At 72.3% G+C, this 22325-nt stretch carries 21 protein-coding genes; 16 read left to right on the top strand and 5 right to left on the bottom strand.

What is annotated here, in order from left to right; all coding sequences use genetic code 11:
* Window positions 1-20: 20 nt before the first annotated feature.
* Entirely contained in the window at window positions 21-719 is a 699-nt protein-coding gene (locus tag C1N81_RS08915; protein WP_394428181.1) for a response regulator transcription factor, read from the bottom strand.
* A gap of 161 nt (window positions 720-880) precedes the next feature.
* On the opposite strand from C1N81_RS08915, the gene C1N81_RS08910 reads away from it, so the two are divergent.
* The 5 genes from C1N81_RS08910 (at window position 881) to C1N81_RS08890 (ending at window position 7196) form a co-directional block, all read left to right on the top strand.
* Window positions 881-2218: a ferredoxin reductase family protein gene (locus tag C1N81_RS08910; RefSeq protein WP_394428180.1), complete on the top strand. Its 1338-nt coding sequence runs from the start codon at window positions 881-883 to the stop codon at window positions 2216-2218.
* Between the two features lie 83 nt (window positions 2219-2301).
* Window positions 2302-2712, top strand: coding sequence for an FMN-binding protein (locus C1N81_RS08905; RefSeq protein WP_394437816.1), 411 nt, complete (start codon window positions 2302-2304; stop codon window positions 2710-2712).
* A 1-nt stretch (window position 2713) separates the two neighbouring features.
* Window positions 2714-3496, top strand: a complete 783-nt coding sequence (locus tag C1N81_RS08900) for an FAD:protein FMN transferase (RefSeq protein ID WP_394428179.1) — start codon at window positions 2714-2716, stop codon at window positions 3494-3496.
* Between the two features lie 121 nt (window positions 3497-3617).
* Window positions 3618-5654, top strand: a complete 2037-nt coding sequence (locus C1N81_RS08895) for a glycosyl hydrolase family 28-related protein (protein ID WP_394428178.1) — start codon at window positions 3618-3620, stop codon at window positions 5652-5654.
* 183 nt (window positions 5655-5837) lie between these two features.
* Window positions 5838-7196, top strand: a complete 1359-nt coding sequence (locus C1N81_RS08890) for a phosphatase PAP2 family protein (RefSeq protein ID WP_394437815.1) — start codon at window positions 5838-5840, stop codon at window positions 7194-7196.
* Between the two features lie 123 nt (window positions 7197-7319).
* Here the strand turns inward: C1N81_RS08890 and C1N81_RS08885 are convergent, their stop codons facing one another.
* Window positions 7320-8567: a glycosyltransferase gene (locus tag C1N81_RS08885; RefSeq protein WP_394428177.1), complete on the bottom strand. Its 1248-nt coding sequence runs from the start codon at window positions 8565-8567 to the stop codon at window positions 7320-7322.
* Between the two features lie 136 nt (window positions 8568-8703).
* On the opposite strand from C1N81_RS08885, the gene C1N81_RS08880 reads away from it, so the two are divergent.
* Window positions 8704-9438, top strand: a complete 735-nt coding sequence (locus tag C1N81_RS08880) for a D-Ala-D-Ala carboxypeptidase family metallohydrolase (RefSeq protein WP_394428176.1) — start codon at window positions 8704-8706, stop codon at window positions 9436-9438.
* 48 nt (window positions 9439-9486) lie between these two features.
* On the top strand, window positions 9487-10407 hold the full coding sequence (locus C1N81_RS08875; RefSeq protein ID WP_394428175.1) for a bifunctional helix-turn-helix transcriptional regulator/GNAT family N-acetyltransferase: 921 nt from the start codon (window positions 9487-9489) through the stop codon (window positions 10405-10407).
* On the opposite strand, the gene C1N81_RS08870 is transcribed toward C1N81_RS08875, so the two are convergent.
* Window positions 10391-11284, bottom strand: coding sequence for an LLM class F420-dependent oxidoreductase (locus tag C1N81_RS08870; protein WP_394428174.1), 894 nt, complete (start codon window positions 11282-11284; stop codon window positions 10391-10393). The two genes, C1N81_RS08875 and C1N81_RS08870, sit on opposite strands and share 17 nt — an antisense overlap.
* A 165-nt stretch (window positions 11285-11449) precedes the next feature.
* On the opposite strand from C1N81_RS08870, the gene C1N81_RS08865 reads away from it, so the two are divergent.
* Together C1N81_RS08865 and C1N81_RS08860 are read left to right on the top strand one after the other, a co-directional pair.
* Entirely contained in the window at window positions 11450-12136 is a 687-nt protein-coding gene (locus tag C1N81_RS08865) for a peptidoglycan-binding domain-containing protein (RefSeq protein WP_394428172.1), read from the top strand.
* A gap of 274 nt (window positions 12137-12410) precedes the next feature.
* Window positions 12411-14402, top strand: coding sequence for a hypothetical protein (locus C1N81_RS08860; protein ID WP_394428171.1), 1992 nt, complete (start codon window positions 12411-12413; stop codon window positions 14400-14402).
* A gap of 84 nt (window positions 14403-14486) precedes the next feature.
* Here the strand turns inward: C1N81_RS08860 and C1N81_RS08855 are convergent, their stop codons facing one another.
* Window positions 14487-14660, bottom strand: a complete 174-nt coding sequence (locus tag C1N81_RS08855) for a CsbD family protein (RefSeq protein WP_394428169.1) — start codon at window positions 14658-14660, stop codon at window positions 14487-14489.
* A 284-nt stretch (window positions 14661-14944) separates the two neighbouring features.
* On the opposite strand from C1N81_RS08855, the gene C1N81_RS08850 reads away from it, so the two are divergent.
* Window positions 14945-15115 carry a hydrophobic protein gene (locus tag C1N81_RS08850; protein ID WP_223775182.1) on the top strand — a complete coding sequence of 57 codons (171 nt, stop codon included), beginning with the start codon at window positions 14945-14947 and terminating at the stop codon, window positions 15113-15115.
* Window positions 15116-15219: 104 nt separating this feature from the next.
* Here C1N81_RS08850 and C1N81_RS08845 read toward each other — a convergent pair whose 3' ends face one another.
* Window positions 15220-15621 carry an ATP-binding protein gene (locus tag C1N81_RS08845; protein WP_394428168.1) on the bottom strand — a complete coding sequence of 134 codons (402 nt, stop codon included), beginning with the start codon at window positions 15619-15621 and terminating at the stop codon, window positions 15220-15222.
* A gap of 176 nt (window positions 15622-15797) precedes the next feature.
* On the opposite strand from C1N81_RS08845, the gene C1N81_RS08840 reads away from it, so the two are divergent.
* The 6 genes from C1N81_RS08840 to C1N81_RS08815 all read left to right on the top strand — a co-directional run bounded on the left by C1N81_RS08840 (window position 15798) and on the right by C1N81_RS08815 (window position 22312).
* Window positions 15798-16319 carry an AAA family ATPase gene (locus C1N81_RS08840; protein WP_394428167.1) on the top strand — a complete coding sequence of 174 codons (522 nt, stop codon included), beginning with the start codon at window positions 15798-15800 and terminating at the stop codon, window positions 16317-16319.
* A 98-nt stretch (window positions 16320-16417) separates the two neighbouring features.
* Complete coding sequence (locus C1N81_RS08835) at window positions 16418-16903, top strand: hypothetical protein (protein WP_394428166.1); 486 nt, start codon at window positions 16418-16420, stop codon at window positions 16901-16903.
* A 311-nt stretch (window positions 16904-17214) separates the two neighbouring features.
* Window positions 17215-18084: a nucleic acid/nucleotide deaminase domain-containing protein gene (locus tag C1N81_RS08830; protein WP_394428165.1), complete on the top strand. Its 870-nt coding sequence runs from the start codon at window positions 17215-17217 to the stop codon at window positions 18082-18084.
* A 40-nt stretch (window positions 18085-18124) separates the two neighbouring features.
* A complete protein-coding gene (locus C1N81_RS08825) occupies window positions 18125-19807 on the top strand; it encodes a WD40 repeat domain-containing protein (RefSeq protein WP_394428164.1) in 1683 nt (560 codons plus the stop codon).
* Window positions 19808-19950: 143 nt separating this feature from the next.
* Window positions 19951-21651, top strand: a complete 1701-nt coding sequence (locus C1N81_RS08820; protein WP_394428163.1) for a WXG100-like domain-containing protein — start codon at window positions 19951-19953, stop codon at window positions 21649-21651.
* 43 nt (window positions 21652-21694) lie between these two features.
* Window positions 21695-22312: an SUKH-4 family immunity protein gene (locus tag C1N81_RS08815; RefSeq protein WP_394428161.1), complete on the top strand. Its 618-nt coding sequence runs from the start codon at window positions 21695-21697 to the stop codon at window positions 22310-22312.
* The last annotated feature ends 13 nt before the right edge of the window (window positions 22313-22325 follow it).

Below are 22325 nucleotides of genomic sequence, written 5' to 3'. Positions count from 1 at the left end.
TCGCACACGTCCTACGTTTCTCACTCGCCCGCCTGCTGCCGTATGACGTAGCCGAAACCGCGCACGGTCTCGATCAGCGGCGCCCCGCTGTCGTCGTCGTCCAGCTTGCGGCGCAGACGGCTGACGACCAGCTCCACGACGTTCGAGCGCCCACCGAAGCCGTACTCCCACACATGGTCGAGGATCTGCGCCTTCGTCATCACCGTCGGCGACTTGCGCATCAGGAAGCGCAGCACCTCGTACTCGGTCGGCGTGAGGGTGAGGGACCGCTCGCCGTGGCGCACCTCGTGGGTGTCCTCGTCCATCGACAGCTCGCCGATCCGCAGCACGGACCGCTGGAGGTTCGGCCCGGCGCTGCGCCGGAGCACCGTGCGCAGGCGCGCCATCAGCTCCTCCACCGCGAACGGTTTGACCAGGTAGTCGTCGCCGCCCCGGGTCAGCCCCGCGACCCGGTCGGCGACGCCGTCGCGCGCGGTGAGGAAGACCACCGGCACCATCGTGCCCGCCGCGCGCAGCCGGTCCAGGACGCCGAAACCGTCCACCCCCGGCAGCATCAGGTCGAGCACCACGATGTCCGGGCGGAACTCGCCGGCCAGTCTCAGCGCGTCCTCGCCGGTGTGCGCGGTGACCGCGTCCCAGCCCTCGTAGCGGGCGACGGTCGCGACGAGGTCGGCGATCGGGGGGTCGTCGTCGACGACGAGGAGGCGCACTTTTTCCACCCGCTCATAGTGCGTCATGGCGCAGGCCGGCCCGTATGCCCCGGCTCACACAGCTGACTCATTGATAAGGAGTTGTCAGCAGTCCGACAGGTTCCCGACAGCTTCCGCGGGCCAAGCTCGAACCGTCCCGTCTCCCCGCATCAGCAAGGAGCTGCCGTCCTGTGACGACCGTCCAGTCACCCGCCGCGCCGCCCACGGCGACACGCCCCCGCGTAGTGGCCCGCGCGGGCCTCTACGCGGTGCTCGCCGCCAACGCGGCCGTCGTCGCCTGGTTCTTCGCCCAGGCGGGCTTCGCCTCCAACGCGCTCATCGTCATCGGCCGCCTCACCGGTCTCTACAGTGCGCTGATCATGGCGTTCCAGCTGGTCCTCGTCGCCCGGCTGCCCTGGCTCGACCGCCGCATCGGCATGGACCGGCTGACCGCCCTGCACCGCTGGACGGGCTTCGCCCTGCTGTGGTCGCTGCTCGCCCACGTCGTCTTCATCAGCTTCGGCTACGCGGACGGCGCGGGCGTCGGGCCCGTCACCGAACTCGTCGACCTGGCCCGGACGACGGAAGGTGTGCTGCGCGCGGTCGTCGCCCTCGGCCTCATCCTCGTCGTCGGCGCGGTCTCCGCCCGCTGGGCCCGCCGCCGTCTCGCCTACGAGACCTGGCACTTCATCCACCTGTACACCTACGTGGCCGTGGTCCTCGCCTTCACGCACCAGGTCGCGGTCGGCACGACCTTCACGTCGTCGTCCGCCGCGACCGCGTACTGGTACACGCTGTGGGGCGCGGCCCTCGGCGCGGTCCTCGTCGGCCGCGTCGTGCTGCCGCTGTGGCGCAACCGGCGCCACCGGTTCCGGGTCTCCGCGGTCGTCCCCGAGTCGGACCACGTCGTCTCGGTCCACATCACCGGCCGCGACCTCGGCCAACTGCCCGCCCAGGCAGGGCAGTTCTTCCTGTGGCGGTTCCTGACGAGGGACCGCTGGTGGCAGGCGAACCCGTTCTCGCTCTCCGCCGCGCCCGACGGCCGCTCCCTGCGCCTGACCGCCAAAGCGGTGGGGGAGGGCAGCGCCAACCTGCGACGCCTGAAGCCCGGCACACGTGTCTTCGCCGAGGGGCCCTACGGTGCCTTCACCGCCCTGCACCGGACGCGGACCGAGTCGCTGCTCATCGCGGGCGGCGTCGGCGTCACCCCGATCCGCGCCCTCCTGGAGGACCTGGACGGCCACACCGTCGTCATCTACCGCGTCGCCTCCGAACGCGACGCCGTCCTCCACGACGAACTGCGCGACCTCGCCCTCGCCAAGGGAGCCGAGCTGCACCTCGTCACGGGCCCGCCCGTCCCCGACCGGCTCGCGCCGCGCGAACTGGCCCGCCTCGTGCCGGACCTCGCCGACCGGGACGTCTTCCTGTGCGGGCCGCCACCGATGATGAACGCCGTCCTGCGCACACTCGGCGACCTGGGTGTGCCCAAGCGGCAGATCCACTTCGAGCGCTTCAGCCTGGCCGGCTGACGAGGGCGCCCACGAGGCCGAGCACGAGGCTGAGCACGAGATCCAGGACAAGGACGGACAAGGAAGCAGACGTGAAGCGAAACATCCCCCGGGCCGTACCCGTCGTCGCCCTCAGCATCGTGGGCCTGGTCGCCGTCTGGCGCTACGAGCCCTCCATCGGCGGTACGACGGCGGTCGCGGAGCCCGCCGGCCCGGCGCCCTCGGCACCCGCGCCCACCTCGACCGGCTCCTCGTCCCAGGTCGTCACCGGGTCGACCGTCACCACCGAGAAGGGGCCCGTCCAGGTCCAGGTCACCTTCGACGGCGACAGGATCTCCGCGGTGAAGCTGCTCCAGCAGCCCAACCACCCCCAGACGGCGGCGGCCGTGCCGAAGCTCGTCGCCGAGACGCTGGAGGCGCAGAGCGCGGACGTCGACACGGTCACCGGCGCGACGATCACCAGCGACGCCTACGTGGAGTCCCTTCAGGCGGCGCTCGACGCGCGGGGCGCCTGACGTGCGCCGCGTCGAGCACGTCATGGGGTTCCCGGTCTCGCTGCGGATCGACGACGATGACGTGGCCAAGGAGGCCGTGGACGCCGTCTTCGCGTGGCTGCGCGAGGCCGACGCGCGGTTCAGCCCCTTCAAGGCCGACAGCGAGGTGTCGGCCTACGGCCGCGGCGACCTCGCACCGCACGAGCTGAGCGAGGATCTCACGGAGGTGCTCGGCCTGTGCGAGCGCTACCGGCGCGCCACGGGCGGCGCGTTCGCCACCCGCCTGCCGGGGCGCGGTTTCGACCCCTGCGCGGTGGTGAAGGGCTGGTCGGTGCAGCGCGCCGCACAGTCGTTGCGCGCGGCGGGTGTGCGGCGGTTCTGCCTGAACGCGGGGGGCGACGTCGTCGTCTCCGGCGGGCCCTGGCGCGCGGGGGTGCGCCACCCGGAACGCGCCGACAAACTGTGCGCCGTCCTCGACCTGACCGACAACGCGGTCGCCACCTCCGCCCGCTACGAGCGCGGCGACCACATCATCGACGGCCGCACCGGGCGCCCCGCGACCGGCCTGCTCAGCATGACCGTCGTGGCCCCCACCCTGACCGAGGCGGACGCGGTCGCCACCGCGGCGTTCGCGCTGGGCGGCGAGGGCGTCGAGTGGGCGGCGGCCCTGCCGGGGTGCGAGGTGTTCGCCGTGGACGCCGGGGGAGGGGTGCTGCGGACGGACGGCTTCCCCCTTCACGAACCGAGCGCACCCCACACGGTCAGCGCACCCAACGCGATCTGCGCACCCGACGCAAGAATCTGACAGAGGAACGCAAACAAGGCTCACCCGTACCGGAAATCTCGCACGAACACCTTGTGGCGATGTGCCAAGGCGCCCTACTGTCACGGCACTTGCGCAGCGCGACGAGAGAAACGAGATCCGGATGCCGTGGTACCCCCTGTCGTGGCACTCACCCCGCGCGACCGTGGCCCTGACCGCCACCACGGCCGTGCTCGCCCTCGCCCTGGCCCAGCCGGCCCTCGCCACCGGCCACTCCGCCCCGGCGCCCACCCCCGTGACCCGCGCCGCCCTCGCCCCGACCCTGGCCGAAGGGCGCGGCGCCGACGTGCCCTTCGTCGAGCAGGAGGCGGAGAGCGCGCGCACGAACGGCACCGTCATCGGCCCGGACCGCACCGCGTACACGCTGCCCTCGGAGGCATCGGGCCGCTCCGCGGTGAAGCTGAGACCGGGCGAGTACGTCGAGTTCACCCTGGACCGCGCCGCCAACGCGCTCACCGTCCGCTACAGCATCCCGGACAGCCCCACCGGGGGCGGCATCACCGCCCCGCTGGACCTGAGGGTCGACGGCAGGCGCGAGGCGCCGGTGGAGCTGACCTCGCGGTACGCGTGGCTCTACAACCAGTACCCCTTCAGCAACGATCCCCGGGCCGACCTCCTGCACCCCGACTGGTGGATCACCGAGTGCGGCTGCGTGCCGTCGGCGACGACACCCGCCCCCGTCATCGCCAAGCCGTTCCGCCCGAGCCACTTCTACGACGAGACACGTGTGCGCCTCGACCGGACCTACCGGGCCGGTGACACCGTGCGGCTGACCGCGCCCGCCGGTACGGAGGCCGCGTGGACGGTCATCGACCTGCTCGACTCGGAGCTGGTCGGCGCCCCGCACATCGAGGCCCGCGCCGCCAACGTCCTGCGGTACGGAGCCGACCCCACCGGACGCCGGGACTCCGCCGCCGCGATCGAGCGGGCCGTCGCCGACGCGAAGCGCCGCCACCTGAAGGTGTATCTGCCACCGGGCACGTATCAGGTCAACCGGCACATCATCGTCGACGACGTGACGATCGTCGGCGCGGGCAACTGGTACACGACCGTCAAGGGCCACCAGGTCACCCTCGACACCCCCGCCACCGACGGCTCCGTGCACACAGGTGTCGGCTTCTACGGCAGGAGCGCGGCGGACGGCGGCAGCCGCGATGTCCATCTGTCCGGCTTCGCCATCGAGGGCGACGTCCGTGAGCGCATCGACACCGACCAGGTCAACGCCGTCGGCGGCGCCATGAGCGACTCCACGATCGACGGCCTGTACCTGCACCACACCAAGGTCGGCCTCTGGTTCGACGGCCCCATGAGAAACGTACGGGTGACGCGGAACATCATCGTCGACCAGATCGCCGACGGCCTCAACTTCCACACAGGGGTGAGCGACTCCCTCGTCGCACACAACTTCCTGCGCAACACGGGCGACGACGCGCTCGCCATGTGGGCCGAGAAACAGCAGAACACCCGCAACACGTTCGCCCGCAACACCGTCCAGACCCCGGTCCTCGCCAACGGCATCGCCCTGTACGGCGGTGCCGACACCACGGTCTCCGGCAACCTGATCGCGGACCCGGTCCGCGAGGGCAGCGCCCTGCACATCGGGGCACGGTTCGGCGCGGAGCCCTTCACCGGCCGCCTCCGGATCACCGACAACACGACCGTGCGGGCCGGGACGTACGAGCTGAACTGGAAGATCGGGCTCGGCGCCATCTGGTTCTACGCCCTGGACAAGGACATCGACGCCGACATCCGGATCACCGGCGACCGCTACCTCGACAACACCTACAACGCGATCATGCTGGTCTCCGACTACGCGGTGAAGGACCAGTACTCGATCAAGAACGTCCACTTCAAGGACGTCAAGGTCGACGGCACCGGCACCTCCGTGCTCAGCGCCCGCGCGGCGGGCACGGCGTCCTTCGAGAACGTCGACGCGCGCAACGTAGGAGCCGTCGGCGTCAACAACTGCGGGGCGTTCAACTTCCCCGCGACCGGCTCCGAGTTCACCGTCGAGGACCGGGGCGGCAACGACGGCGGCGGCACGACGGGCCCCTGGCTCGCCGCCTGGGAGCTGCCCAACACGATCACCTGCGACGACCGCCCCCCGGTCGTCCCGCCGCCGGCGCCCGGCGCCTGGTGAGCCCTTGGGCGGGCCCCGTAAGCCCATAGGAGGGGCTGCATGTCGCCGTATAGGGTGAGCCGACTTGGTCACATGTCGGACACATGAATAAGCGGCGAAAAATTGAGATCAACGGTTACGCGTGAGCTATCGCGAGCAGGACGCGGCAGCGGCGGGGCCGACGCACGGCGTCGGCTCCGCACTCTGCTGTGGAGCGCGGCGGGGGTCGTGACGCTCGGTTTCCTCATCACTCTGGAGATCGTCGCGCGCCGCTACGGCGAGTCCGGCCCCTTCACCCTCGGGGCCCGGGAGCTGATCTTCGCTCCGGCGTCCGGGCCCCTGCTGTACGTCAGCATGGCGCTGATGATGGTCGTCCTGACCTGGCGGGAGCGGGCCGTCGCGTTCGGCGCCGCGATAGGCATCGACGTCGTCTTCTGGCTCGTCCGGTGGGCCGTCGACGCCAAGATGATGTTCGGCAACGGGGCGCTGATCGTCACCCTCGCCTTCGGCGTCCTCGCCCTCACCCGCCGCAAGGGCGAGGAACGCGCCCTGCTGCTCAAGGGCGTCGGCCTCGCCCTGCTCCTCCTCGCGGGCCGCAAGACCGGCGACACCTGGCTGATGATCACGTGGAAGACGCAGCCCACGGTCCTCGACCCGTACGTGGCCGTCGCCGACCACGCGCTCGGCGAACCCTCCTGGCTGGTCGGCCGGCTCGTCGAGGCGACGGGCTCGCTCGGCGCCCACGTCCTCGACTGGGTCTACGTCCAACTCGCGGCCTGCGCGGTCGTCGTCGCCCTGTACCAACTGCGCCACGTGAGGACGGCGCGCCGCTTCCCGCGCCACCACCTGCTGCGCACGTTCCTCGTCATCGGACTGCTCGGCCCCGGCATCTACATGATCTTCCCGGTCGTCGGGCCGGTCTACGCCTACGGCACCGAGGGCGGCCTCTGGGCGGCGGCGAACCTGTGGCCGCACACGCTGCCGGCGCTCACCGCCCCGCACCCGATACCGTTCGACGACATCACCCCGCGCAACTGCATGCCCAGCCTGCACACCGCCTGGTCCACCGCGATCTTCCTGCACTCCCGCAGAGGCCCGCTGCTCCTTCGCTACGTCGGCGCGTTCTGGCTGGTCGCCACGCTCGCCGCGACGCTCGGATTCGGCTACCACTACGGGGCCGACATCGTGGCCGGAGTCGTCTTCACGCTCACCATCGAGACGGGCCTGCGCACCTTCGACCGCGCACGGCGACGCGAAGGGGTCCTCCTCGCGGCCTACGGCGCCACGGTCTTCACCGCGCTCCTGCTCGCCTACCGCTACCTGCCGATGACGATGGCCGAACATCCCTGGGTGTTCGGCCCGCTGATGATCCTTTCGATGGTCTCGGTGATCCTCGGCTACATGGGGCTGACCCGCCGCTGGCGCGCGGAGGACGCCCAGGACGCCCCGCTGACGGCCCGCCTCCCCCCACCGCGCCTCACCCCGCCGCCCCCCTCCGACCTGCGCTCGGACACCACCCCGGACGACCCGACGGGCCCGAAGCAACCGGCCGGTATGTCCTAGCGCCCCACGACCCCGGCGATGAGATCGTGCACGAGGAACTCGCCGGGGCGGCGGTTCTCTTTGAGGTGTTCCACACCTCTCCCGGGCCGGGGACGGGTATCCCGACGCCCGGGTCCACGCGGGTCATGACGGGCTCAGCCGTTCGACCGCGTCGAGCACCCGCCGCGCGCCGTCCTCCTCGGCGAGGCGTGCGGCGACGTGCCGGGCACGGCTCCGCAGCGCGGGTTCGCGTACGGCCTCGGCGATCGCGTCGCCCAGGCGGCCCGCGCTGAGGCGCTGGTGGCGCACCGGCTTCGGCGCCACGCCGAGCGCGTGCAGCCGGGCGGCCCAGAAGTGCTGGTCGAGCTGGACGGGGACGGGCACGGCCGGGACACCGGCGCGCAGCGCGGCGGCGGTCGTCCCCGCACCGGCGTGGTGCACGGCGGCGGCGGTCCTGGGGAGCAGCCACGCGTGCGGCACCTCCCGCACCGTGATCACGTCGTCGTTCTCGACGTGCAGGCCGCTCCAGCCCGCCTGCACCACGCCGCGTACCTTCGCCCGCCGCAGGGCCGAACCGATCAGGCCGCTCAGCCGGTCCGCGTCGGCGGCGACGAAGCTGCCGAACCCGGCGAAGACGGGCGGCGGGCCCGAGGCGAGGAAGTCGACGAGCCGCGCTTCGGGCCGCCAGCCGGGCGGGATCGCGGGCCACCAGTACCCGCAGACCTGGTGCCCTTCGGGCCAGTCGCGCGGGCGGGGCACGACGTGCGCGCTGAAGCCGTGCAGCACCTGACGCCCCGGCGGCGGCCGCACCGGACGGCCGAACGGGCCGCTCGGAAGGCCGAGTTCGCGGCGCAGATCGCGCAGGACCGGGCCGAAGACGCGGTCGGTCCCGGCCTGGAGGGCGTGCCCGCCGAGCAGGTTGCCGTAGGGGCCGAGGGAGCGGGCGCCGGTGAGGACGGGGGCGAACGCCGTGGTGGGCCGGATCGGCTGGAGGTAGACGCCGAGGGCGGGAAGACGCAGGGCTTCGCCGAGCGCCGCGCACAGGGGGTCGGTGACGGTGGAGCTGAGCAGCACGTCGGCGCCCTGGCGCACGGCGTCGTGGACCCCGGCGGTCAGGCGCGGCATGAACGCCCGCGCCATGCGGACCAGCCGCGTCATCTGCACGGCCGGGTTGACCGCGCGGGCCACGCCCTGACCGCCCGCGGACGCCAGTTCGCCGCGCGGGTCGACGGGCAGGGACCGGAAGCCGAGCCCGTGCGCGGTCACCGCGGTCCGGAACCGTTCATGCGTCGCGAGCGCCACGTCGTGCCCGGCGGCGCGCAGCCGCACGCCGAGGCCGGTGTAGGGGGCCACGTCGCCCCAGCTCCCCGCTGTCACGATCAGTACGCGCATGAGGGCAGCATGTCAGTCGCGCGGGCCCATGTCGGCGTGTGCGGCCCGGTCCTGACGGGTCGGGTCCTATTGACGCGCGTAGCGCGGGAGCGGCAGTGTCGGGGTTCCGCACCTCACCCCACACCCGGGAGGCACTGTGTTTAGACGGCACCTTCGCGCCCTGCTCTCGCTTGTCATGCTCGCCTCACTGACGGTCCTCGGCACCGCGGCCACGACCGGCACCGCCCACGCCGACGGCTGTTACACCTGGAACCGCACCCTCAGCCAGGGCGCCACCGGCGAAGACGTGCGCCAGTTGCAGATCAGGGTCGCCGGATACCCCGGATACGGCGCCGTCATCGCCGTCGACGGACAGTTCGGGCCCGCCACGAAGGCCGCGGTCACGCGCTTCCAGCAGGCGTACGGCCTGGCGGCGGACGGCGTCGCGGGCACGAACACCTTCAACAAGCTCTACGCGCTCCAGGACAACGACTGCACGCCGGTCCACTTCACCTACGCGGAGATGAACCGCTGCAACTCCGACTGGTCCGGCGGCGCCGTCTCCGCCGCCTCCGCGAAGGCCAACGCGCTCCAGCAGATGTGGAAGCTGGAGGCCCTGCGCCACGCCCTCGGCGACCGCCCGCTGAGCACCAGCAGCGGCTTCCGCTCCACCGCCTGCAACAACGCCGTCGGCGGCGCCGCCAACAGCAACCACCTCTACGGGCGCGGCATCGACCTCGTCGGCTCCCCGTCGTTCTGCGAGATCGTCAAGCAGGCCCGCAACCACGGCTTCAACGAGATCCTCGGCCCCGGCTACCCCGGCCACAGCGACCACGCCCACCTCGGCAGCCAGGGCTCGCGCTTCTGGTCGGCTTCCTCCTGCGGCATTTAGACAGGGTCACCGCTGTCCGGTCGCCCGTTCTCTGACTAAAGTCAGAGGATGGGCAACGGGCATGTGGACCAGGTACGGCGCTTCAACCGGACCGTCGCCGAGCGCGTCGGAGTACTGCACGACCGCTACCTCGGCGGCGTACGCCCCTACGGACAGGCCCGCCTGCTGTGGGAACTCGGCGGCGATGACGCCGCGTCCGCCGTCGACGTGCGCAGCCTGCGGGACCGCCTGGGCCTCGACTCCGGCTACGTGAGCCGGCTGCTGCGCGCGCTCGAGAGCGACGGCCTCGTCACCGTCGCGCCCCACCCCCGCGACCGGCGGATCCGCACCGCCCGGCTGACCGCCGCCGGACGCGAGGAGCGCGCGCGACTCGACGCCAGGAGCGACGCCCTCGCCACCGACCTCCTCGCACCGCTCGACGCCGGCCAGCGGTCCCGGCTGACCTCGGCGATGGCGGAGGTGGAGCGCCTCCTGACCGCCTCCGTGGTCTCCCTCGAAGTGCTCGACCCCGGCCACGCGGACGCCGCGCACTGCCTGCGCGCCTACGCCGACGAACTGGGGGACCTCTTCGAGAACGGCTTCGACCCGGCGCACAGCCTGCTGCCCGACCCCGCCGAACTCCGCCCGCCCCGCGGCCTGTTCCTCGTCGCCCGGCTGCACGGCGAACCCGTCGGCTGCGGCGGCCTCAAGCTCCCGGCCGGCGCCCCCGCGGAGATCAAACGGCTGTGGATCAGCCCCCGGGTCCGCGGCCTCGGCCTCGCCCGGCGCCTCCTCGCCGCACTGGAGGAGCGCGCCGCCCGGCACGGCAGCGACCGCGTACGCCTCGACACCAACAAGGCGCTGCGAGCCGCCACGCGCCTCTACCGCACGAGCGGATACCGCGCGGTGCCCGCCTTCAACGACGAGCCCTACGCCCACCACTGGTTCGAGAAGGCCATCGGGGCGGCGGAACCTACAGCACGTCCCTGAACGCCTCGGCCAGCGCGCGCCACTGCGCCCGCGGCAGTCCGGGCCCGTCCTCGGCGGACGTGAGCACCTGAAGCGCCACATGGTCGGCGCCCGCGTCGACGTACTCCTGCGTCCGCTTGCGCACCTGGTCGGTGTCGCCCAGCGCGAAGAGCGCGTCGAGCAGCCGGACGCTGCCGCCGCCGTCGAAGTCGCTCTCGGAGAAGCCGAGGCGCAGCAGGTTGTCCGTGTAGTTGGGCAGCCGCAGATACATGCTCAGCATGGCGCGCGCGGTGCTACGGGCCCGGTCGAGATCGGTGTCCACCACCACGGACAGCTCGGGCGCGAGCAGCGCGCCGGCGCCGAGGGCCTCCCGCGCCTGCGCCGTGTGCTCGGCCGTGACCAGGTAGGGGTGGGCTCCCAGGGCGCGGTCGGCGGCGAGACGGAGCATCTTGGGGCCGAGCGCCGCAAGGACGCGGCGGTCGCCGGGCACGGGCGGCACCGCGGCGTCGAGCGCGTCGAGGTACTCCACCATCGTGCTGTAGGGCTTCGTGTACCCCTTCACCATCGGCCCGTGGCTGACGCCGAGTCCGAGGACGAACCGCTCGCGGTCCTGCGCGGGAACGGCCGCGAGCCGCGCCGTGACCTCCTGCGCCGTGTGGTCCCAGATGCTCAGGATGCCCGTGGCCACGGTGACCGTACGGGTGGCCGCGAGCGCGTCCGCCGCGTCGTCGGGGGAGGGGCTTCCGCCGAGCCAGACCGTGCCGTACCCGAGCGCCTCCAGTTCGGCGAGCGCTTCCGTGATACCCGTGCGTTCCTCCGGGGTGGCCGCCCGCTGCGCGCTCAGCGCGCTGCTCCAGATGCCGATCCGCCCGAATGCCGTCTGCGCTTGTGAGGTCATGGTGTGATCAACCCTGCCCCGCCCCGGCTATTCCCGCCATCCGGAGAACGCGCCGGACGGACCCGGTTATCCCTCCCTGAGCAGGCCCTCAACGCAACCTTAAAGATCACCGAGGCAGGGCGGGAGCCCCCTTTCCCGGCCCGTCCGGCGGCTACCTTCGGCCGGGTGAGTCCCGAACCAGCCGCCCCAGACCCGTACAAGTACCCCGCACTCTCCGCCTACCTGACGCAGCGGTCCGAGACGTGGCGGTCCGAGACACGACGCTCCGAGCACGTCCGTCCCGCGCCCACCGGAGGCCCGCGGGCGTCGACGGCGCGTGGCCACCGCCGCCATGCCCGCCCCCGTCCGGCGCACGGACGCCGCCGGGCCGCCGTGCCGGCCTCGTACGGCTACGCGTCCGCCGCGCTCCTCGTCTTCGCGACCCTCGCGTTCCTGGCGCCCTCGCACCGGCCGACGGCCCCGGACACGCCGCGTGCCGCGCCGCCCCGGCAACCGGAGATCCCCGCGCCGCCCCCGGAACCGACAGCGCCGCAGCGGTCCGCACCGAAGACGCCCGAGACGCCGCGGACACCCGCGCGGCAGACCGGTTCGCAGGCCCCGTCGAAGCGCCCGGAACCGTCGCCGACGGCAGCCGCGCCCGAGGTGCTGCGGCTGGGCAGTTCGGGGCGGCCGGTCGTGCGGTTGCAGGAGAAGCTGCGGCAACTGCGGCTCTACACCGGCCCGTTGAACGGCCACTACGACCAGGAGGTCGCCGCCGCCGTGGCGCGCATGCAACAGGCGCGGGCCGTACCGGAACCGCTCGGTGTCTGCGGGCCCGCCACGCGGACGGCCATCGACGCCGAGGCGCTGTGAGCCCGTCGGCGTCGTGGCAGGGCGTGGTGGGGGCGGGCGGCGACCCCTGGACACCACCCGACAGGTGCCGCCCGCCCGAACCACCGGCAGACCCGCGAACGGGGGGCGTGACGCAGGCCTGCTCACCACCCGGGTGCCCCTTGCACACCGGTGCACACGTCCCGTTTCGTCGGGGTCCGGACCGGGAGCGCGGGACACCGCGGGTGACCGTCGACCCGTCCAGTCGTTTGAAGGGTGACCGCCCCACTCCTCCTTCGACGCGGGAGCAGCGACGATGCCGACCCTTCGCCCCGGCCGACCGACCTTTCGCCCCGGCCGACCGACCCCCCGTACCCGGATAGCCGCCGAGCGGGCGGAATCCGCTCTCGTCGAGCAGTACACCGGCCTCGTACGCCTGGCCTACCTCACCTTCCCGGCCTCGCTCTCGCGCCATCGCCGGGTGCTCATGGCCCACGCGGCCGCCCAGCACGCCCTGCCCGGCGCACGGAAGCTTCGTGTGCCGGGCCCTCGTACGTCGGGCGACGGTCCCGAGGTCGCCGCCGACGCGCTACGGGTACGGGTGCTGCACGCCGCGCTCGCCGTCGCGCACCGCCCCGCGGGGTGGCCGAGCGCGCTGCCACCGCCGCGCGCCCTGCTGCCGCGCCTGCCCGTCGTGTGGGGGCTGCGGCTGTTCCCGCGGGCCGGCGGCGCCGAGGAGATCGCGCTCGGCCGGGCCCTCGCCGACGCCTCCGCACCAGCCAGGGCGGCGTTCGTCCTGCGCGCGATGGACGGTTTCTCCGACGAGCGCACCGAGGCGCTGCTCGGCGCCGCCGGCGTCCCGGAACCGGCCGACGCGCTGCGCGAAGCCGCGGGCCTGGACGGGGAGGCGGGCCCGGCCGCGGGCGCGCTGCTGCGCTCGCAGGAGTTCGACGCCTGCCTGGTGCAGACCCGGCCCACGGACCTGGTGCGCCGCGCCCGCCGCAGAAGGACGGCGTGGGGGATCGGCGTCGTGGCCGCCGCCGTCGTGGCCGCGGCGCTCGTCGTCCCCGGCGACGACCCCGTCCCGCACACCCCTGACCGTTCCGCCTCCGCGGGGCGCGCCGTACTTGACCCCGACCGGCTGGCCCGGACCGGCGCCGACACCTGGGCGGACACCTCGCGGGTCGACTTCACGGCGTGGCCCGCACGAGGCGACAAGACCGACGACCGGGACCTGCTCGAACGGGCGCTGCGCGCCTGGGACACGCCCTCCTCCGACGCGGCGGCCGTCCGGGTCACGGCGACGCCGTACACCCCGGTCGACGCCCCGCCCCGCGCACCGCAACTGCTGTTCGCGGGTGAGGTCGACGGGGCCACCGTGGTCCTCCTCAGCGACGGCGAGCGGCTCGCCCGCTACACCGACGCGGAGGGCGACACGCGCGCCTCTCTCGCCCTGGCCCGCGTCGACGACGCCGACGTGACCACGGCCGCCACGGTGGTCCTGACCCGCGCCGACGCATCCGCCCGCTACCTCACGGCGCCCTGGATCACCCAGGCGGCGACGCGCGACCTGATGCGGCCCGACACCCTGGCCGGGAAGCTGCACGTGTCGAAGGACGGCGTGACCGACGCCGTGCCCGTCGCCGCCGCGGGGGACTGCGACCGCCGCCCCGTACTCCAGCTCCGCTCCTCCTCGAAGATCGTGGAGCACCACACCTTCCTCGTCACCGACCTCGGCGGGCTCTCACCCGTCCACCTCACCTACACGCCGCTCCCGGGCCACGGCACCCCGCCGCCGCGCCAGCCCCGCGAGGCCACCAGCGGCAAGGCCCTCCTCGCATGGGCGCGCACCGCCTGCCGCCTCGGACCCTGGGACGGCGGCACCGTACGCGCAGTGAACGCCTGGGACTTCGCCGAACAGGACCTGCCCGAAGGCGGCGGACACGCGGTGTGGAGCTGCGCCCGCGCCTCCACCTGGCGGGGCCCCGGAGACGTCGCCCTGCTGCTGCGCACACCCTCCTCGTCCGTCACCCGGCCCGCCGCACTCGCCGGTCAGGCACGGAACACGGCCGCGTGCAGCCGGTTCGGGCAGCACGTGGTGGCCTCCACCCGCTGGAAGTCACCGAAGGACCACTGGTACGTGCTGGCCGCGGGCAGCCGCGCGGTGACCCGGATCGAGACGAGCGGCGCGGTCGACACCGAACGCTCCGCCCGCACCCTGGCCGTACGGGCGCCCGAGCGGGGCGCGGTGACGGTGACGGCACGGCTGGACGACGGGGAACGGCTGGACGAGGTCGGCGCGGACTGAACGAGTTCGGCACAGCCGAGACGTCGAGAGGGGCGACCCCGTGCACGGGGCCGCCCCTCTCGACGTCTGGGACGCGGGCGAGCGCTAGTGCTTGCCCAGGTCCTTGGTCTTCTCCTTGGCCTCGCGGGCGTCGCCCCGGGTCTGCAGGGCGCGGCCCTTGGCGGCGAGGGACTTGTTGCCCGTGGCGCGCCCGGTCGCCGCCGCAGCCGCTCCGGCGGCCTGCTCGGTCTTCGCCTTGGCCTTCTCGCCGGCGCTCATGTCCGTTCACGCTCCTTGGCTAGACATCGTGTGGGCTGCACATCGTGTGCTGGGGATCCGCCTGGCCGCTCAGCGGCCCGGTAAACATGTGAGGCGCTACGGGCGCTACGTGAGGCGCTATGTGAGGCGCTCATGAACGCGCGGTGCGGTGCACGGCGTGTGACCTGACCGGAACGGGGCACTCCACCGGCCGGGCGGATGCCCCGCACCTCGTGAAAGAAACGTGACTTTTGTGTGTTTGTAAGGAGGGGTTAAGAGCACACGAGGGCCAGGAGGTAATAACAATGGTTCCCCTGCTTCTGGTTCTTCTTCTGGCTCTGATCCTCTTCGGCGCGGGCTTCGCACTGAAGGCACTGTGGTGGATCGCCGTCATCGTGCTCGTGGTGTGGCTGCTCGGCTTCGTGATCCGGCCCGCCGCGAGTGGCGGCCGCAAGGGTCGCTGGTACCGATGGTGACCCACATGTGAACACCTGAAAGGGGCCCCGGCCACAACGGCCGGGGCCCCTTTCAGGTGTTCACATGTGGAACGCGTATGTCAGATGCCCGGTGTCGGGTGTCGTCAGGGACGAGGGGGCGGCGCCAGTTCGGCGGTGATCGTCTTTCCGCCGGTGCTGTGCCGCTCGACGGTGACCGAACGGGCCAGGCTCCGCACCATCAGCCAGCCGAAACCGCCGGGCACGCTGGGATCGTGGGGAAGCAGCAGCGGCTCTCGCTCGCTGCGGTCGCTGACCTGCACCACCAGCACGTGTGCGTGGACGCAGGCGCTGAAGCGGGTGATGCCGCCGCCATGGCGCAGCGCGTTGGCCGCGAGTTCGCTGGCGATCAGCAGCGCGTCCTCGTGCAGCCGGCGCGCCTGGTGGCGTGGCAGGCCCTCGCACAGGGGGAGCACGGCCGTACTGGTCTCGGCCCGTGCTTGGGAACAGGTCATGCGCTCCGTGAACGGCAGGGCGGGAGCGCTCATGGCGGCAACCTCCTTCGTACGTACATGCTTGCTCGTCTTTCTGCGTATCCGCTTGCCCGTTCACCGGATGGGGCACACACCGACCCTGCGCGCGGGCGGTCGCGGTGCGCTCGTCGTACCCGTTCTGTGACGCGCACGGCACCGGCCGGCGACGTACGCGGCGCTAGCGTCGGCGCATGATCGTATGGCTCAACGGGACACATGGCGCGGGCAAGACGACCACCAGCGCGCTCGTGCAGCGGCTGCTCCCCGGCTCGCGGGTGTTCGACGCCGAGAAGGTCGGCGAGACGCTCATGGACATCAGGCCCGGGCTGCCCGAGACGGACAACTTCCAGCACTGGCCGCCGTGGCGGACCCTGGTCGTCGAGACCGCGCGCCGCGTCCTCGACTACACCGGCGGCACGCTGGTGATGCCCATGACCGTCCTCGTCGAGGAGTACTGGCGCGAGATCAGCGCGGGCCTCGCCCAGCACGCCATCCCCGTACGGCACTTCGTCCTCCACGCCGACCAGGACACCCTGCGCGGGCGCATCGAGGGGGACACGGTCATGGGCCCCTCCGCGTTCCGCCTCGCCTACCTGGAGCCCTACGCCGAGGCGTGCCGCACCTGGCTGCACGCCGAGGCGACGGTCATCGACACGACGCGGCTGACACCGGCAGAGGCGGCGTCGCGGATCGCGGAGTCGGTCAGAGGCTGAGCGTTCGAGGGGTTGAGGGCTGGGTTGAGGGCTGCCGGTTGACGGTCGACGGTCGACGGTCGACGGTCGACGGTCGACGGTTCGGAAGGGAGCCAGGTTTGTTCGTTCTCCTGATGTACGCCGCCGTACTCGCCGCGCCGCTGTGGCTGATCGCGGTCGTGGCGAAGCTGCTCTCGGTCGCCTTACCGGGGCGCCGCCCCGACTGGGGCAGGGACCTGCTGCGCTGGTGCGCGGCCGCGATGGCGGTGGCGGCCACGCTCGTGTACGCGATCGGGCTCGGCACGGTCCAGTCGGACGCCCACGACGCGGAGTCCGGCGCGGGCTCCGCCCCGGCGAAGCCCTGCCGCTCCCTGGCCCCCGAACTGCTCGACCAGCTGGCGAGCCACGAACCCCGCTACCTGCCACTGGGCTTCGACTGCGTCCTGAGCGACGGAACCGTCGTCGCGGGCACCGGCGGCTACGACTGGTGCAACGCCTTGACGGCCGGGTGCGCCGTAGCGGCAGTGCTGCTACTGATCGCGACGGGCTTCCTGGACGAACTCCGGGCCAGAGCGGCGGTACGGGGGGCTGCCGCGAAGCCGTGACGTGTGCCGTGCCGGCGTCCGTCCGTCCGTCCGGCGTGACGGGCGTGTCCTCTACGGGTTCGGCCGGTTGTGTGCGGGGTCCGGCGCGCCGCGACCACGATCAACGCGAGCGCCGCGCAGGCGATGACGTCACACGCTATCCAGTCCATGTCCATGTCCATGTCCATGTCCGTGTCCGTCCTTCCCCGCCCGAAGCCGACCGGTGAAGCCTAGACGCTGCCACTCGTCCCGGATTCGGCACACCCTTCCGGGGCGCGCTCGGTCTGCGCATAGGGTGAGCCCGGTAAGTCCGTCACCATGGAAGGTCTGTGATGCCCGAGCTGCCCTCGGACCCCGCCGTCGCACAGTTCGGCCCCCAGGGGCTGCGCCGCATCAGCGTGCCCGCCTCGTACGGGACCGTGCCCGCGTCGGCCCGCACCCACCTCGCGCAGGTCGGCGTGCCGCTGCATGTCGGCCCGTACTTCATCGCGGCGGACGACACCGACGGGATCACCCTCGGGATGTTCACCGGGCACCGCGGGGTCACGCTGCAGGGCGACTGGGCGGAGTGGGTGCGCATCGGCACCGACCGCCTGGCGCACCTGTGCGTCCGCACCGACGGTTCGGTGCAGGCCCTTTTCCTCGGCCGTGACGAACCCGCCCTGTTCGTGAACTCGGACATCGCCGCTTTCACACACTGCGCCGCCGTCCTCGACCGCGCCCTTCCGGTGCTCGCCGCGTCCGACGGGCTGCAGGCCGCGGCCGAGGCGTTCGGCGCGCTGGTCCAGGAGATCCGGCAGATCGACCCGGAGGCCGTCGCCGACCGGGAGAACTGGTGGTCTCGGGTGCTCGACGACGTGCGGCACGCCCTCAACTTTCCGTTCTCGTCGGCGTTCGAGTTCGTCGACGGGCAGGGCGCGAAGCAGATCGTCACCGCCCAGGCGGGCCCCGGCCGGCTGCACCCCGAGGAGCAGCTGTGGCAGCAGCTCTCCTCCTCCGGCGTCGAGCCCGAGCAGGTCCTGCGCGTCTACTGCGAGCTCGAACCGTGCATGATGCCCGGCCACTACTGCGCCGCCTGGCTGCAGGCGGTGCTTCCGCACGCCGAGTTCACGCACAGCTTCGACTACGGGGAGAGCGCGGAGTCCCGCGAGGAGGGCCTCAAGGAGCTCATCACGCACGCCGCCCAGCAGGACCAGCGGTGACGCGAGGCGGGACAGCCGACGGAACCGTGGAGGTGGACGCATGAGCGCCGAACCCGCCCTGCCCTGGTCCCGGCCCGCTTCCGGGCGCGAGCCCGCCGCGGCCGCCCTGCTCGCCTGGCTCGGCGACCCGGCCGCCCCCGGCCTCGCCGTCGTCACCGGCTCCGAGTACTGCGGGAAGTCGCGGCTGCTCGCCTGGCTGATCGGGCACGGCACCCGGCCCGGCACCGTCGGCGAGCGCCGCGTCCACGGCTTCGTGCCGCTGCCCGGCCAGACGGTGACGACCACCGCCTGGATGCTCGGCGAACAGTTGTCGACAGAGGCCGGTTCTCCGGGCGCCCTGCTGGCCGGGCTCGCCGCCGACCCGCGCCGCACCGTCATCGCGCTGCCCGATCTGCACGCGGCCGAGGAGCCCGACGCCCTCACCGAACTGGCTCTGCAACTCGCGGCGTTGGGGCATGTACGGGTACTGGTCGAGGTCCGCTCCGGTACGTCCTGGGAGCGGCAGCTCACCGCAGGGCCGTGCGCGCGGATGGACCTGGACGAGCCCCAGTGGACCGACGAGGCGCGTCGCGCGTCCTGGGACGCCGAGCACCCGGAGCCGCCCGCGAAGCAGGACGCCGCACCGGCGGAGCCGGTCGATCTGGACGATCCGGCGTCGGTCTGCGCCGCCGACCCCTGGAGCGTGACCACCGCCTACGAACGCTCCGAGGAGAACCATGGCGGGCTGCGCGCCGCCTGGCTGCGGGCCGGTATCTCCCTGACCCGCGAGCAGCCGCCCGCCGAGCGGGCCCTGGTCCTGCTCGCCGCCCTCGGCGACGCGGGGGACCCGCGGCTGCCCGCCGCGCTCACCTCGCTGGCGCGGGACGCGTCCTGGTCGGTCGTCTGGCACCGGGTGCGCGGCGACGTGACCCCGCCGTGGCCGGGTCCCGTCCGCTCGGCGGCGGTCGGCAGCGGCCCTCTGGCGGGGCAGCTCGTCGTCGCCGACCACCAGGGCACGGTCCGGGTCCTCGACGCGGAGAGCGCCGCCGCCGTCGGCCGCCTCCCGCACTCCGCGCCCGGCGGCCGCGCCGTCGCGGAGCACGGCGACGGCGCCGTCACCGTCCTGGACGAGCACGGCCGTCTGCACACGCAGCGCGCCGCCGAGGCCGTGAAGCAGGGCGGGATCGCGGCCCTCCTGGAGGACGGCCCCTCCCCGCAGGACCAACTCCTCGACGCGGTCCGGGAGTACACGGAGCGTCAGGGGGAGCAGGTCACCGCCCTGACCGGTGGCGCCGGGGACCGGGTGGTGCTCGGTGATGCCGCCGGGACGGTGCATGTGGTGGCCGCGGGCGCCGCGCCGCGCACCGCCGCTCTGCACCGAGGGCACGTCACCGCGGTCGCCGGGACCGACCTGCCCGTCTCCGCCGAAGGCGACACCGTCCTCCTGTTGTACACGGGCGGCGTCGACGGCACCGTACGCGCGTGGGCTCCGCACGCGGACCCCATGCCCGAGCCGGTGGCCTCCCGCGACTGCGCGGTCGTGGCGGTGGCGGTGACGACGGTGGACGGCGGCCCCGTCCTCGCGGTCGCCTGGGCCGACGGCCTCGTGGAGCACCGGGTCCTGGAGGAGGACCGGCTGCGCACCTTCCGTCCCGGCAGCCAGGCCAACGCCCTTGCCTTCGCGGCGGAGGGGGACCTGATGGTGGGGACGGACGAGGCGCTGGTGCGGCTGCGAGCGCGGTGACAACTCCGTTGTCTTTGCCGCCACATGGGGGTCTTGTCACAGAACTGTAGTGCGGCGGGGCTGCCTTGTGCACCTGACAACCTGCACCGTTAGCCTGAGGGGGCAGGTGTCGCAGCAGGTGATGGTGAGCGGAGCGCACACGTATGGGTCTGGTACTGCCGAGCGTCATCGACGAGGCGCTCGACCTCATCGGGGTCAGCTGGCCCAACGTCGACGAGGACGACTACTTCGAGATGGCGACGTCCATGCGGGACTTCGCCGACAAGTTCGAAGGCCATGGCGGCGACGCGGACAAGGCGGTGAACCGCATCCTGTCCTCGTCCGAGGGCTGGGCCGTCGAGTCCATGCAGAAGCACTGGTCGCACGTGAAGGTCGGCCACCTCGACAAGATCCCCGAGGTGGCGCGGCTGTTCGCGACCGCCTGCGACGGCGTCGGGGAGATCATCCGCGGACTGAAGGTCAAGGCGGGCGTCGAACTCGGCATCCTCGCGGGCACCATCGTCGCCGAACTCGCCGCCGCCCCCTTCACCCTGGGCCTCTCCGCCGCGGCCGCCGCCGGTGAGATCGCGCTGATGCGCACCATCGTGAAGCGGCTCATCGACGAAGCGGTCGACCAGATCGTCGACGCGCTGATCACGAAGGTCACCGAGCCCGTCACCGGCAAACTCGCCGAACTCGTCTCGGACATGACGCTCGATCTGGCCGAGGGCGCCTTCAACCCCGGTGACAAGCCGGGCGGCATGCAACTGGCGTCCGCGGGCGACGAGGCCGGGGGCTCGGGATCCGGCGGCGCGGGCAAGCGGACCGTCATCGACCACCTCGAGTTCGAGGACGGCGCGGGCAAGGTCTCCCGGCACGGCAGCGACCTGGGCAGTCAGTCGAACGTCCACCTCACCAGCGGGCGCAGCTCCTTCGGCAAGACCAAGGGCAAGGATCCGATAACCGCGTCGTTCGACGCGATCCTCGAAGGCGCGATCGACGGCCTGGAGAAGGCGACGCTGAAGGTGACGAAGCATGTCACCGACACCGTCCCGGACCGGGTGAGGGCCGCCTCCAAGCACCAGAAGCGCAAGGACCGCGACATCGGCGACGACGCCGAGCGCGTCGACGTCAAGCGGGTCAAGCGCGACGGTGACACGCCCATGTACCTGCTCAGCGACGACGGTTCGATCCGCCAGCTGCACCACGACGGCACGACCAGCCCGGTCCCCTCCACCGACAAGTCCGGCGTGCACGACGTCCTCGGCAACAAGGCCTGGTACCCGTGGAACAACACGGGCGAGAAGCAGAGCAAGGTGAAGAACAAGAAGGGCGCCAAAGGCAACAAGGTCACCTCGACGAAGGTCGCCCCCGGAAAGACCGAACTGGGCCGGGCCGCTCAGCTCGGCCGCTACGCCAATCGCAGCGAGGGCCGTGGTTATGTCCCGGGCGGCAACTACGCCTCGGCCATGTACGACGACGGCAAGGGCAAGAAGTTCATTCTTGTCGGCGCGAGCGGCAAGGCCCACTCCGAACGCTCCATCGGGCACCCCCTGATCAAGAAGGGGCACCAGGACTTCGTCAGCGAGCTCTATACGGAACGCGAGCCCTGTCAGAAGAATCCCAAATGCGACAAGTATCTGGCGAAGGTGTTCCCCGACCATCTCGATGTCACCCACAGCCAGAAGTACGACCAGCACGAGAAGCTCCCCGACGGCACCGACGTCAGCGACTACAAGAAGGACCGGGAGCACCGCGCCTATATCAAGTGGCTGCACGACGAGTGGGACAAGAAGGGCGTCGCGGGCGGGCGCACTGATACGGTGATGGACCTTTCTCCCTCGGACAACAAATTCGTCCCCTAGAAGTTCGCGGCGCCCCTGTCGCCGCTGAATTCGGAGTGCGGCAGTGCTTTTCGACGTCACTCGCGGCGACCTCGTCGACCTGTTCGGCGAGGACCGCCTCGTGACCTTGCCCGTCACCGCTTTCCCGCCCGCCGCGGCGGACACGGAGGGCGCCCGTCTGCTGCAGACCGTCGGTGTCCCCACCGGGACGCTTCTGCTGCGTGAGCCCGACGGGGACAGCGGCCGGCTGGCTCTCGTGCGGGACCTCGTGGACACCGAGGACTTCGAGGACGCCGAGGAGGGCGCGGACGCCTGGCCCGTCATCGGCTGGCTGCTCAACGCCCATCTCGCGCTCGACCCGGACTCCGGCAAGGTGTACGCCTTCGACGACGACGAGGAGACCGTGCAGGAACTGCACGCGGACGTCTCCTCCCTCGTCCAGGTCACTTCCCGGCTTCAGCACCTGCTCGACACGTTCGCCTTCGGGGGCGACGACAGCGACGAGGAAGCCGAGTTCGAGCGCCTGGCGGGCGAGGTGAAGCGGATCGCCGACGAGACGAGCGCGGTCGACCCGTCGCCGTTCCGGGACGACGAGACGGCTTGGTCGGTGGTGGGCGAGGAGATCGCGGCGGGCCAGCGGTTCGTGGACGGCAGCCCGGGGGCGCGCTCGCTGTACGGGTGACAGTCGGTGTTCT

It is taken from the genome of Streptomyces sp. SGAir0957 (genome assembly GCF_043523415.1).
Note: the sequence above shows the minus strand (reverse complement) of the source record. Positions and strands in the feature narration are given on the sequence as shown.